This is a genomic window from Colwellia aquaemaris (assembly GCF_057548755.1).
The window spans coordinates 390,367-403,717 of record NZ_BAAJLV010000004.1 but is presented as its reverse complement, the minus strand read 5'-3'; the positions used below and the strand labels follow the sequence as shown (position 1 = coordinate 403,717).

Below are 13,351 nucleotides of genomic sequence, written 5' to 3'. Positions count from 1 at the left end.
AATTCCGATGAATATAGAAAGGCCAGACATGATTTATCGTTATCGTGCGATTGACGAGTTTACTATTGACTCTTTATGTAATGATGAAATGTACTTTTCAGCACCTTCTGCTTTTAACGACCCTCTCGACTGCCAGCCTCGACTGGAAAGCGATTCGGCAAATCAAGAATTGCGACAGGTGCTTTCGTTGTTAATTAAAGAAAGAACAGAAGCTGAGACATTACATTCGTTAAAAAGTGTCAAAGTAAACAATGAGCAATCAGTGAATTATGCTCAAAACTTAGCGCAACAAACTGCTGAACAAATGTTAGGTGAACTGGCTTACCATGCGACAAATCCTGATTATGAGGTTGGCACTGATGAAGCTGAAAATTGGTTGTTAGTTTCAGAAATACAGCGTGAATTGATTCGCAAGAACGACAAAGGAATATGTTGTTTTTCCACTGAACCAGACAACCCGTTAATGTGGAGTCACTATGCCGACCAACATAAAGGCATCTTGATCGGCTATAACCTTGATAGAGAGCCTAAACCAAAGCTACACAGAGTTGTGTACGGTGGCGATCGCACACTCAAAACCAGTACTGTTGTAAAAGCTTTATTGGATGGTAATGCAGAGGCAAAAAGCAAACTCGAAACAAAAACATTGCTTCAAAAAGCAGAGCCCTGGAAATACGAAAGTGAATGGCGACTTTTCGGGTCACAAGGGCTCAATGCCTCACCATTAAAAATGACAGAAATAACTTTTGGTCTTCGCTGTAAAAGTAGCCTTATGTATACCGTCTTAAAGGCCTTAGAGGCGAGAAATGATATTGAGTTTTATCAAATGTATGAAGATAGAGGTAGCTTCCATCTTAAACGTAGACTATCGGATGCTGGGGAGTTGTGTTCTTACTACCCCAGAACAGCGAAGTCAGGGATAGAAATTTTTGGTCGAGTAGGTGGACGATGAGTGTTGAAAAGTTTGAGAGTGTAGATGCGCTGGTTGAGTACTTTGAAAAAGGTGGAAACCCTTGGTTTGACGCCGAGTTTTCCCCTTTGTCCAAAAGTATAATTGAGAACTTAGACGCCAAAGGTATTCATATGAACAAATGGTGGGTTAGGACTCCTATGGACTGGAAATGCCCAGCATGTGCAAGAAGTAAGTTTCAAATTGCTAAGCTGGATGGGCGAAGCTTTGCTTCGTGTCAGTTACATGAGCATCATGATCATATGAAAGATGTTGTACGTAGATTATTTGAAAAAATTTCTTCAGAAAAAGATCACGTTGTGGCTACAGAGCTTTCAGAGCGCTTTGCGATTCGAACTTCGTTTGCAATTTCAGCTTACGATAATACCGTGATCTGTTCTGATTGTAATAAGGCAGATGGTGTTGCGAAAAAGCTTGTCAAAACACACTGTGATTTTTCGTATTCCCCAAAGGAAATTGGGCTCTTTGTTAAACCTTCTGACAATCAGGGACATGAAATTGATGTGGAAATCGCCAGATCAATATGGAAAGAAAATGTCAGCGCCTTTGAAAAACGTATGAAATTGGCCGAGTATATTGCCGAATTAGCTGCAAGCGATTCGCACTGGTACCAACCATCAACATCCACAGCTAAGCAGATAGAGAAAATTGCAAGTTTTAGGTTTGAACAACGGGGGTTAAAAGCGATAGATTATGACCCTGAAAAGCTTCTTTATAATACAGTTCCCTTTAAAGGTAATCATTCTTCCTGGCGCTTAAATCCAAAGTCGGCAACAAATTCAAAACCTAGTGATGGTCAGGTTTCTCATTTATCAAACACACGTGGTCGTTATTGGAATCGGTATGCGAGTGACTGGCATTGCCCATGTTGCGAAAGATCTAAATTTGCATGTTTAAAACCGTCTAAGAATAACCCGTGGGTATTTGAAGTGAAAGGGATTCTTTCGTATGACCCTCAGGTTGAATCGTTAGCAACGGAAATAAAGGTTTGTAATGAGTGCTTTAATGCCGCTAACCATTTAGGGAGAGAGGCAATACAAGAGGTCAAAGAAGAAGACGATTCAATAGATGTTTATTTTCCACATAGTTTGATTTCGTTTAAAGAGTTGAAGTCAGTGATTTCGCCAAGAGAACACTCATCACATTTAATCGATAATCCCCAGGCTGATAAGGTTATTGGTAGTGCGATAAAGAGAATCGGTGATGAGGACTTTTATCAATCCCCTAAACAGCGCCTTACTTTACAATAATTAAACGAATAGTCGTACAATGTCGAAATAGTATTGGCAGTGTAGGCAAAGGTGGTCACAAACTTAATTACAATATCTGTGTGCCTTGAACTGTTCTATATAGGCATGAGTCACAAACTTAATTACAAAAATGACCTAGCTAAGTCTTTGGAATACAAAAAGTGCTAGTCACAAACTTAATTCCCGACTGACACTAGTTGTCGATGCTTAATTAAGTTTGTGAACGTTTTAATAGAGTTTGTGAATTGAATTAAGTTTGTGAATAAAGTGATCTGAAAAGGCGAGCCGAGTGCTCGCCTTTTTTTTGAAACAGCGTGATCGAGTATAGATTAAAATATTGACATTTTATTGATTCAATTTGTGTTTAGATAAACTAATTTGTTATATATTTTTCAATGTTTACCCATCGGTATTTTTACCAGCCCAACTTAGATTAATAAGGAAGTTAATAATGCGTTTGAAATCTGTAAAGCTTACTTATTTTAGAGGGTATCAAGAAACAGTGATAATCCCAATTGATGAGTCTATGACTGGTATTGTTGGAAGAAATGACTACGGTAAGTCGACAATTTTGGAAGCTTTGGCAATATTTTTTGAAAGTGATGGAGTTAAGGCAGACAAAAATGATATGAACTGTTTTCAGTTAGATGAAGGTAAAACTACCTTTGAAATTGCATGCTTATTTGACGATTTACCCAATAAAATAGTACTCGATGAGAATGTAGAAACATCATTATCTCAGGAATTATTGCTTAATACAGATGGATATCTTGAAATAGTAAAGGTATTTAAATCAACAATATCAGGAAAACCAGATAAAACTCTTATACGATGTTTGCATCCAATTGATGAAAAAATTCAAGGTCTTCTTAGCTTAAAAATATCAGAGTTAAAAAAACTTGGGGAAGAGCTTGGCGCTGATGAAGAAGTTGGTGACAAACGCGTGGCTTCATTGTGGCGAAATGCTATTAGAGAAAAATCAATGCCGCTAGAACTGAAAGAAGTTTTACTAAATGTCGAGAAAGAGCTTTCTACAGAAGGAAAGTCGATTTGGTCAAAAGTTCAAGATCAATTGCCTACATTTGCTTTGTTTAAAGCAGATAGAGAAAGCAGTGATAGTGATACCGAAGCGAAAAGTCCACTTCAACAAGCAGTAAAAGATGCGCAGGCGGCATTACAAGATAAAATTTCAGAAATTGAGGAGGATATTGAAAATAGTGTTCTTGATGTTGCCAATAGGACTCTTGATAAATTAAGAGAAATGGCTCCAGATTTAGCCAATGAGTTAAAACCTCGCTTCAAGGATAAGCCAAAGTGGACCTTTAATTTTTCTTTGGATGGTGAAAATGGGATTCCCATAAATAAGCGTGGTAGCGGTGTACGCCGTTTAATTCTACTAAATTTTTTCAGAGCTGAAGCTGAAAAAGCTGCTGTCGAAGGTAGGCGAAATGTTATTTATGCGATTGAAGAACCAGAGACTTCCCAGCACCCTAATTACCAAGTTTTGCTAATGAAAGCACTATTGGACTTGTCTGATCATGATAACAGGCAAATTTTGGTTACAACGCATGTACCAGCATTAGCAGGGTTAATTCCTCAAGGTGGCGTTCGTTATGTAACCAAAGGCGAAGATGGTAAGCCTATTGTGAGAATGCCTTGTGATGAAGTGTTAAGAGAAGCTGCTGAAAGTCTCGGTATATTGCCTGAAACAGGCATGGAAAGGGCTAAAGGAGTAGTACTTGTGGAGGGTAAATCAGATGTTATTTTCCTTCGCCATACGACAAGTGTTTTGAAAAACTCAGGACATCTAGCTAATAGCATCGAAGAGCTAGGGATCGTACCTATCCAAACTGGTGGTAGTGGAAACGTAAAACACTGGGTAACTCACAATTTAGCTGACGATCTTGGTTTGCCTTGGTGCGTTTTTCTAGACTCAGATGTAGGCGGAACCCCTGAGCAAGTAAAGTCAATTCTGAAGCGTAAGGCAGAAGTAGAGGCGCAAGGACGAAAATTTTATTCAACTCGAAAAAGAGAAATAGAAAACTATCTATGTACAGATCTAGTCAAACAAGAATCGGGCGTTTCAGTTGAATACACAGATACTTGTGATGCAAAAAAAATTATAGGAAACGCTGTAGGTATGAAACCTGATGACGTGATAGATAGGTTTTGGCCGAGTATGTGCGCTGAGAAAATTATAAAGTGCTCAACTTATGAAGAAGAAGGCGTAAAAAAATCTGAGTTGCTTGATTTATCGATTGAAATAGTAGCCTTGGTAGATTGATTATGGATTTTCTGGTTGTATTGTTTAGAAGTTGTTTTAAATAGTAATAAGAATGAACATTTAGGGAAGTTTTAAAGCGTATGTCTCAACTGGAAAATCTATCTCCTATTGATTTTGAAGATTTATGTCGTGATTTAGCACAAGAAGAAACTGGTAAACGTTTCTCCGCTTTTGGTCCGGGGCCAGATGGAGGCGTAGATGGACGTCACTCTGTGGGGGAAGAAACAGTTGTTTTGCAGTGTAAACACTATTTAGGCTCATCATTTTCGTCACTGAAAACAGCAGTTAAAAAAGAGATATTTAAGTTAAGTGCAATGCGCCCTGAGAGGTATCTATTGTTTACCTCTCATTCGTTGACACCAAGTAAGAGTGATGAACTTGCTAATTTACTTGGTGATTATTTGGCCCAACCAGACGATATATGGGGAAGAGAAGATATAGAGGCTGCACTAAAGCGAAATCCTGAGATTGAGAAGTCACATATAAAGCTCTGGCTTTCGAGTTCTGCTGTCTTAGAGAGAATTCTACAATCTGGTCTTGAGGCATACACCCATTCAACTAAGCTGGAGATCCTTGAAGAACTAAAAGTTTATGCACGAAATCCAAGCTTTGACGAAGCGATTCAAAAGCTTGAAGACGAGAGAATATTGATCGTATCTGGTCCACCGGGAGTCGGTAAAACTACTTTAGCTAAAATGGTAACCTACAAATATTTGAATGATGGATGGAGGTTTTATGCGATAAATTCGTTAGAAGAGGGCTTTGCCAGAATTGATGATGAAATTCCTACCATTTTCTTTTTTGATGACTTTTTAGGCCGAATAGAACTTGATCGTCAATCTCTTCTTAAGCATGACTCCGCTTTGTCTACTTTTGTTAAGCGGGTTAAAAGATCAAAAAATGCACGGTTCATTTTAACAACTAGAGCACACATCTTTGAAGAGGCCCGCCAGCTATCTGACCGAGTTGATGACAAGCGGATCCAACTAGCTAAATATTTACTAGATGTTGGTAGTTACACTAGAAAAATAAAATCAAACATATTTTTTAATCATTTATCAATATCGGATCTTTCGAGGTTACATATAGAGTCTGTAGTGGTCAACTAAGTGGCCTGTTAAAGGTTTACCAAGACAAATTATTGCGGACAAAGGTTCAGCTTTTAGAGGTGACTTTAAAAGCTTCGATGAAAAACAACTTGCAAGTATTAAGAATCACAAAATAGCAAATGAAACTTCGTATGACGGAGGTCATAAGCTTTAGTTTTAAACCTAATTTTTAGGACGTTATGTTGTCGCAATAATTGTAAATTGGATGAAATTGTAATCTGCGAGTGGTTATAATTTTGTAAGCAGTCGAAGAGTAACCTGTTAGAGGTTACTTTTCTGGCTTTTTTGTTTACGCCAATAGCTCGATATTGCAGTATTTTTCTAGGACCACAATACATCAACAAGCGTCATTTTTGTCCACGTAAGGTTTGCGTAATAGTCGCATAATATCATCAGTATCAACATTGGGGTCACTTAGCGCTTGCTGAAATAACACTTCAACTTCTGGAGAAAAAGAGAGCTTTTCTAATCTTGCGTTTGCTAAAGCTTGTTTGAGCGTTTCAGGGTTGTCGATTTTCATAATTAGTCGTTAACTTAATCTTTTCTTAATGATTTCTACATAACTGACTTCTCAAAGTTAATTTTTAGTTTTAGATCTTCCAATAGGTTATTAATTCGGGCAATCAAATAGAGCTTAACTACATGTGGCTTATTATGAATAATATTAAATTTAACGCTCTTAACCTTTAGTGAATCAATTGGTAGTCAAAATATTATAGGTTGCAAGGTGCTTTAGTTGAAAGCAAAAAATACGCTTGGTTTTCTCTCAAAAGTATATGAGCGCACAGAAACATGATTAGAATTGTAAGAATTCGGGATTTCATATCCCTTTGTTGACACGATCATTTAAATCTATATAGTTTAATTTTGTGTAGTGTGATTTTTGAACAATCTGCGCTAGTTGTCACGTGTCAATAAATAAAATATGGAGATTATAATGGCTGGTGATTTAATAAACACTATATCGGCTTATAAAGAGATTTTTGAAGAATTTTCAAAAAATCCATTGGAAGCAATTAAAGCTCTTGAGGCTAAAACGGGAGTATCATTTGGCAACGTAAATGTTGATGATATTGAGATACTAAGAACAATGAATTTTGATGAAATTCAGCTTCTGGCCGCAATTCAGCAAAAAGTTAGGAAAGGAGGTAAACCTTTCAAGCTTGGTTAGATTATTAGTTTGTTTCTCCTCATTTAATGGGGAGAAACTTTAACAGAGGACGTTATATGCTGATTTCTTTTATTGTAATAAATTACAACTACTCAGCTTTCATTTCTAGGGCAATTTACTCAATTTTTGCTCAAAGCAATCGAACCGAAGAGTTTGAATTAATTGTCGTCGATGATGGAAGTACTGATGACTCGGTTACTGAAATTATTTCAGCCTTTTCTAATTATAGGCACAGATTTCGAGATAGTTCTTTTCTTTTTCATTCAAAAAATAGGGGAAAACTTGCCTGTTTAAATGATGCTATGGCACAAGTAAAAGGTGAGTTTACCGTTATCCTTGATTCGGATGACTTTTTGATGACTCAATTTCTAGAAAGCCAATTGCATGTGTTTAAAAATGAGCAAAAAACTAACCATAAATTGGCATTTGTCTATTCGGACAACCTTCTTATTAACAAGTTAGAAGAATTAATTTGTGGTGGATTCTCTACAGCATTTGATTTAGATAAAGTCTTTGATTTGAGCTATATCCCTGAAACAGCACTTACTTTGTCTAAAGCTTTATTCAAGTGTCTACCTTTTGATACATCCATCAAGGTAGGCACTAAACATCACAAATGGAAGAAAATTTGTGAGATGGGATATGAGGGTAAGCATATCCCCGAGCCGCTTTTTTATTATCGTATGCACGAAAACAACCTATCTGGAATAGGGGATAAAATTATAAATGAAATACGTGAACAACATGGTTCTAATGAATCGTACAAAAATAGAATGTTATCGGGTTATTGGAATAATTAGACATGAGTATCGTTAATAAAAATACTAATCAAGGCAGAATCATAAGAGAAATAGTTCGACCTAAACAAGAGTCGATAGAACTTCTGAAAAAGTGTTACACAGCTTTGGTTGCTGATTTACTAGGAAAAAATATATGTGTGGACCATCGAATTAAGCCTTTGTCTGAAGGGATGACAGTGTGTGGACCCGCAATAACTGTGTTTGGAAAAGACTTAACGGTTCGAAGAGCTGCTATTAATCTTTCAAAACCCGGTGACATTTTACTGATATCTGCCGAAACCTACCAAGAGGTTTCTTGTTTTGGTGATGGAACTGCTTTAAAGATGAAGTTGAAAGGTCTAGATGGAATCGTCATCGATGGCTTTGTTAGGGATGCAGCAGGCATTAAGAAATTGAAGTTTAATACTTTCTGTATAGGTGTTACCCCAAGAAATTTCCACTACCCAATTGAACAGGAGTACTGTTCTGTAAATGAACCTATGACTTGTGGAGGTCAATATGTAACCCCCGGTGATGTTGTTATGGGAGATGATGACGGGGTAATTATTATTCCTTCTCATCGTGTCGAAGAAATATCTATACGTGCTGCTGAAATACTAGAAATTGAAAAGAGAGAGAGAAATATTAGCAGTTTTGAAAGGTTTGAAGGTGTCGAGGAGGAACTAACGGCCAGAGGGTTTGTTTTTGAGTAATATTTCATATGACTTTTCAGGTGAAGTAGCTTTTGTTACGGGCGCTGGTGGTGGCGGCACTGGAACCAATATTGTTAAGCAATTACTAAGTGCTGGTGCTACTGTCGGGATGACTGTAAAAAATATAGAATCAAGAGACTCCTTGCATAACGAGTTAAAGTTGTATTCAGAGAATTATGAAATATTTGTTTGTGATGCAGGCTCCGAAAAAGCGACTAAGAATGCAATAAGCTCCTTGGTTGAAAAATACGGTTCTATAGATCTATTGGTGAATAATGCTGCCGATGGAGTGCCTTTTAAATTCACGAATGAGGTATCTAAAGAAGACTGGGAAAAAGATATCTCAACGATTCTTTTAGGGTCTTTTTATACCTGTAAATATGCTATTTCGTATATGAAGAAAAAGAAATTCGGAAAAATAGTGTTTATTTCGTCTTCATCTGCTTTAAGAGGGAGCTGGGGGCGAGCAATTACTTATAGTGCAACTAAATCCGCTATGTTAGGCATGGTAAAGCAACTAGCACTCGAACTTTCTCAATATAGCATTAATATTAATTTGGTAACGCCTTCGCAGATAGATACTCCAAGAGTGAAAAAAGGAGGTAGGAGAACCGCTGATTCAATCGCGAAATATTGTCAAAAAAATGTTCCTCTAGGTAGGGCTGCTACGTCATCGGATGTTAGCTCAGTTGTACTTTTTCTTTTATCGACAGAATCATCATATATAACAGGGCAAAATTTAATAATTGATGGCGGTCAGTCACTATCCGGTCCAAATAAGTTGGTTTGAAATATGGATAAAATATTGATACCTAACGGGCAATTACCTCCTTCTTATGCATTAGCATGTCAACTTATCAAGGATAATTACAAAGTCTACTTTACTGTAGATGATCAGCACGTTGAATTTATTGATAGTGATAAAGTGCGTTCATTTAAAGGAGTAAAACAACCTAAACTTTCGTGGTTGCTTTCAGAAGAAACGGAAGAAAGTGAACAAGAAGATAACAACTATGTTCAAACGGTAATTCGAATTTGTAAAGATAACGATATTGCAATTATTTTCCCAACCAATGACATAGATATATATATATTATCTAAGTATAAGTCGAAGTTTATGGAATTCGGTTTATCACTTTGCTGTACAGAACATAAAACCCTTTTGAATTTTTTGGATAAATACGGCTCACCTAAGTTAGCAGAGAGATATCAGATTAAAACCCCAAAAACGATTCTATATCATGATGGCTTGTCGTGGGAAGAGGCTTGTAAAGAGCTTGGCGAGACCATTATTGTAAAAGCAAGGTACTCTCAATCATCTGCTTATGTTTGGAAAGTAAAAACTGAAAAAGAGTATTACTTATTCGTTAAGCGCTTGCGATGTTTGGATAGAGTAGTGGTGTTGCAAAGTTACATTAAAGGGAGTGAGGAGTACTCATACCATTATTTAATTGATAACAATAATGAAGTAGTTTTTGGGTTTAAAAATTATAAACCAAGACATTTAAAAGCCTCTTGGTCTACATCCTGTGAAATTCTAAAAAATGATGAATTCTATACATTAGGCAAAGAACTTTTAAAAAATACAGCAGGCCCCGGATTTTGGGTTATTCAAACTAAAAAGTGCAGTACTGACAATCATCATTATTTTATTGAGACTAATGCAAGGTTTGGAAACAATAGTAGAATTTTGCTCAACATGATAGAAGGCAATTTAGTTAGCTGTGCTCTAAACGTCTATTTAAATAATGGACTGCAAAAAAATATTTTAAGTGTTAGGAATTCGCGTGGCGGGGCTTTATTTGAAGAGCTGCTACAAATTTTCTTTTCTAAAAATACTAATGATTTGATTAAGCTTGAAACTAAAGGGCTTTTTAAGCAGCTTTTTGATTTGTTTTGCTTTTATGCCCACTTACCTGCGATAGATACTTATGTGCGTTCTCTAAATGACGATCGCCAATATGTATTTGATTACTATCGCAAGCTCATAAAGGTCATGAAATCATGATGTTAACTGAACTGGATGAATATCAAATAAGAAATGCTATTGATTTAAAAGAATTAGTTTCGATTTATAAGTCACTATTGTGTAAATATGATCATGTTGGAAAAAACTCTCCAGCAAGGATAAATTCAAAGACATGTAATAATCAGTTTTTTTTCACATCTGGTGAAATATCAAATGAGCTTTTTCATATATCAGGCTATAGGAGTTACCACGTAAAAAATAATGCCCAAAGAGTAGGACATGACATATTTTACCTTTGTGACCACAACCAAGATGATAAACAGATACTTATTTCCTCAAAATACATTAGGGAATGGAGAGTTGCAGCAATAGCCTTAACCGCTTGTCATTTGATCTTAGGGGAAAGTGTGAGAAATATCGCTTTAATCGGGCAAGGAAAGGTGGGTAAAACGTGTATTGAAGCTTTTTGTCGTTTTTTTGACATTGAAAGCGTTAATATTCTCGAATATAACAACAATGAAGCTTTTAAATTAGATTTTGATAAGAAAAATAAAATAACAATCAATCATTATCCGAATATTGTTGAAACAGTTTCAGGTGTAGATGTCATTATAACGGCAACTAATAGCGCAACCCCTATTATTTTTGAGGAGCAACTTGGTAAGAGTTACTTACTTGTTAATATTGGGCCTAAATATATAGGGAATAGTGAGTTGTCTTATGAAATATATCAGAAGTCAGATTTTATCGTTACTGATTCGATGGCACAAATTTTGGTTGATAGTACGGCTTTGATTTTTAAAGAACACTTGTCAAAAGTAGTAGATTTCACTCGAATGGCCAATATTGAAACTGTCAGAGAGAAGCGAATCGTATTCGCTTCTTTAGGGGCATCATGTACAGATATATTATTGGCTTATTTACTATTCAGGAAGGTTGAAAATGAGTAATTTGTATTTACAGGGGCTTGGACACTACTCATATTTAGTGGACTGCAAAAATGGACTCTATTTACTCTCTGGGATTAAAGCTTGGAGCTTATTAGAAAACAATAAAATAGAAGGTTGTATAGAGCAACAGACAAAGGATATTTGTAAAGGATTAGATGATATTTTACTTTCTGCTAATTTAACTAAGAAAAACATAGCTAGAGTACAGTGCTTTTTAACTGATTTAGAAGAATACGATTTATTTGATAGGGTTTATAGTCAATATATGGGAGTTTATTGCCCTGCGAGGGCGGTTATTGGTGCGGCACAGTTGAGATTTCAAGCTAAAGTAGAGTTGGTCATAGACTGTTATGAATAAAGTACAAGAAGGTTATGTGATAGATTTTAATCAAGAAGTAGATTTAGAAAAAGGTCTGCAATATTTTAATCAAAATGGCTTCTTATTATTAAGAGGGGTTATCTCCAATGAAAATGTATCGAAACTAAGAAAGGCGCTTGAAAGGGTCTTTTATGGCAGTTCGCTATTATCTGCATCCGTATTTGACTTTTTAGCCGAAGACGATTTTCTAGATCAAGTTGTAAATATAAGTATAAATTCTGTATTACAAAAATTACTTGGAAGAAGTTTAAGAGTGTACCCAAACTTGACGGCAAGAAAAGGTACATATAGTCCGTGGCACATAGATGAAGCTTTTTGTAGTGACGAGGTTGTTAAATGCGACTCTAAAACCGAGTTTATTCAAGTTTCTATGTTTCTGCAAGAAAACGACGTTATGTACGGCGGAGGAATAGAGGTTATACCAAGGTCTCATTCTGAAGAATTGTGGCAAAGTCGGAAATTTGATTTTTCAAAGAGTCTAGATATTTTTAAGCGAATAAAAGAACATTCAGTTCGTATTGAATCTATTGCGGGAGATGTAGTTATTTGGGATGGAAGGCTGTTACATCGGAGCACACCAAAGCAGTCTGATTGCGTTGTAGATAAATATTCATTGATGTGGACCGTCTCTTCAATGAACTCTAATCATAGTGAATTTCTGGCTCACCTTTTAAATCGCGGAAAACTTAAAAAATCAGTCGAAAATAAATTATATGATGCTCGTTATGGGGAGCTTTGTCGTATTAGGAAAAGTCATTTTTCAAGTTCATTTTTAGAAAAACTAGAAAGTTTAGGCATCAATTTAACTCTTACAGAACTCTAGCTAAATTAATTAGAATAGCTTCGAAAGTTCCTATTTCAGTATACTCTGTTTAATTATACTCTTGATGATGGTGCATGTGGCTCTCTTGCCCAGCTTTTAGATTTATTGGAACATATTAATTAATTTTATGTTTGGATAAATGCTAAACAAAAAAGCATAGAAGGATTTTAAATTATATTTTGATGATCAAATACATAGCTGTAGACATTAAACCATTAAAATAATATTGTATTGACTAAATAGTATTCAAATTTTATATGGAATGTAAATGCTTATTGATATACAACCTCAATGGTCCGGTGAAGATTATAGAAATTTACTTGTAGGTTGTTTGTCTACATATAATCAAAACATATCATTGAAGCAATATAGTAGATATGAAGAAGGGTTTTGGTTGAGGCATGATGTCGAGCTTGATATTGATGCAGCAATACTTAGTGCTGAAATTGAACATAAATTAGGAATTAAGGCTTCATATTTTATTTGCTTCGAATCCCCTTTTATTAATCTTGATGGATTAGCTGATAAACTGGATAAGATAAAGTCTTACGGGCACGATCTATACTGTCATTTATTGAATCTACCTTCAAAAAAGAACATTCTGAAATCATTAAAGAGTGAATATGAAATGATTTCAGAAGAATACGTTACCTACCACTCACCAACTACTCCAATTTCTCAATTGGTAAATTTGTATGGTGCCAAAGAAATATATCAAGGTTTGAATAACAAAGATGTCAGCTATTTTTCCGACTCCACAGGAAGTTGGAGGTGGGGCAACCCTCTTGTGGATCAAAAAGAATTTAAAACAGTTCAAATTTTGGTTCATCCTTTTTGGTGGAGTAAAGGAAGCGGTCGTGATTCGAAAGTATTTGATAGAAGAGAGTTATTAAATTTTTTACCTCAATTTGCTAAAACAACGTTTTTGAAATAACAGAATGAAGGAATTAATGA

Annotated in this window: 14 protein-coding genes; 13 read left to right on the top strand and 1 reads right to left on the bottom strand. The window is 35.8% G+C overall.

What is annotated here, in order from left to right; translation table 11 throughout:
- Window positions 1-7 precede the first annotated feature (7 nt).
- The 4 genes from AC27HL_RS13780 to AC27HL_RS13765 all read left to right on the top strand — a co-directional run bounded on the left by AC27HL_RS13780 (window position 8) and on the right by AC27HL_RS13765 (window position 5,613).
- Entirely contained in the window at window positions 8-952 is a 945-nt protein-coding gene (locus AC27HL_RS13780; protein ID WP_487081627.1) for a DUF2971 domain-containing protein, read from the top strand.
- Window positions 949-2,220 carry a hypothetical protein gene (locus AC27HL_RS13775; RefSeq protein WP_487081626.1) on the top strand — a complete coding sequence of 424 codons (1,272 nt, stop codon included), beginning with the start codon at window positions 949-951 and terminating at the stop codon, window positions 2,218-2,220. The genes AC27HL_RS13780 and AC27HL_RS13775 overlap by 4 nt, the downstream gene beginning before the upstream one ends.
- Window positions 2,221-2,671: 451 nt before the next feature.
- On the top strand, window positions 2,672-4,504 hold the full coding sequence (locus AC27HL_RS13770) for an AAA family ATPase (RefSeq protein WP_487081625.1): 1,833 nt from the start codon (window positions 2,672-2,674) through the stop codon (window positions 4,502-4,504).
- Window positions 4,505-4,584: 80 nt separating this feature from the next.
- On the top strand, window positions 4,585-5,613 hold the full coding sequence (locus tag AC27HL_RS13765) for an ATP-binding protein (protein WP_487081624.1): 1,029 nt from the start codon (window positions 4,585-4,587) through the stop codon (window positions 5,611-5,613).
- A 337-nt stretch (window positions 5,614-5,950) separates the two neighbouring features.
- Here AC27HL_RS13765 and AC27HL_RS13760 read toward each other — a convergent pair whose 3' ends face one another.
- Entirely contained in the window at window positions 5,951-6,133 is a 183-nt protein-coding gene (locus tag AC27HL_RS13760; protein ID WP_487081623.1) for a hypothetical protein, read from the bottom strand.
- A gap of 417 nt (window positions 6,134-6,550) precedes the next feature.
- On the opposite strand from AC27HL_RS13760, the gene AC27HL_RS13755 reads away from it, so the two are divergent.
- The 9 genes from AC27HL_RS13755 (at window position 6,551) to AC27HL_RS13715 (ending at window position 13,331) form a co-directional block, all read left to right on the top strand.
- Window positions 6,551-6,784, top strand: coding sequence for a hypothetical protein (locus AC27HL_RS13755; protein WP_487081622.1), 234 nt, complete (start codon window positions 6,551-6,553; stop codon window positions 6,782-6,784).
- A gap of 56 nt (window positions 6,785-6,840) precedes the next feature.
- Window positions 6,841-7,584, top strand: a complete 744-nt coding sequence (locus tag AC27HL_RS13750; protein WP_487081621.1) for a glycosyltransferase family 2 protein — start codon at window positions 6,841-6,843, stop codon at window positions 7,582-7,584.
- 2 nt (window positions 7,585-7,586) lie between these two features.
- Window positions 7,587-8,276 carry an RraA family protein gene (locus AC27HL_RS13745; RefSeq protein WP_487081620.1) on the top strand — a complete coding sequence of 230 codons (690 nt, stop codon included), beginning with the start codon at window positions 7,587-7,589 and terminating at the stop codon, window positions 8,274-8,276.
- Window positions 8,269-9,066: an SDR family NAD(P)-dependent oxidoreductase gene (locus AC27HL_RS13740; protein WP_487081619.1), complete on the top strand. Its 798-nt coding sequence runs from the start codon at window positions 8,269-8,271 to the stop codon at window positions 9,064-9,066. The genes AC27HL_RS13745 and AC27HL_RS13740 overlap by 8 nt, the downstream gene beginning before the upstream one ends.
- Before the next feature lie 3 nt (window positions 9,067-9,069).
- On the top strand, window positions 9,070-10,284 hold the full coding sequence (locus tag AC27HL_RS13735; RefSeq protein ID WP_487081618.1) for a hypothetical protein: 1,215 nt from the start codon (window positions 9,070-9,072) through the stop codon (window positions 10,282-10,284).
- The gene (locus tag AC27HL_RS13730) at window positions 10,281-11,195 is read left to right on the top strand and encodes a Rossmann-fold NAD(P)-binding domain-containing protein (protein ID WP_487081617.1); all 915 of its coding nucleotides are present in this window, start codon (window positions 10,281-10,283) and stop codon (window positions 11,193-11,195) included. The genes AC27HL_RS13735 and AC27HL_RS13730 overlap by 4 nt, the downstream gene beginning before the upstream one ends.
- On the top strand, window positions 11,188-11,553 hold the full coding sequence (locus AC27HL_RS13725; RefSeq protein WP_487081616.1) for a RidA family protein: 366 nt from the start codon (window positions 11,188-11,190) through the stop codon (window positions 11,551-11,553). The genes AC27HL_RS13730 and AC27HL_RS13725 overlap by 8 nt, the downstream gene beginning before the upstream one ends.
- Window positions 11,546-12,397, top strand: a complete 852-nt coding sequence (locus AC27HL_RS13720; protein ID WP_487081615.1) for a phytanoyl-CoA dioxygenase family protein — start codon at window positions 11,546-11,548, stop codon at window positions 12,395-12,397. Before AC27HL_RS13725 ends, AC27HL_RS13720 begins: the two co-directional genes overlap by 8 nt.
- 268 nt (window positions 12,398-12,665) lie before the next feature.
- On the top strand, window positions 12,666-13,331 hold the full coding sequence (locus AC27HL_RS13715) for a hypothetical protein (RefSeq protein ID WP_487081614.1): 666 nt from the start codon (window positions 12,666-12,668) through the stop codon (window positions 13,329-13,331).
- Window positions 13,332-13,351 lie beyond the last annotated feature (20 nt).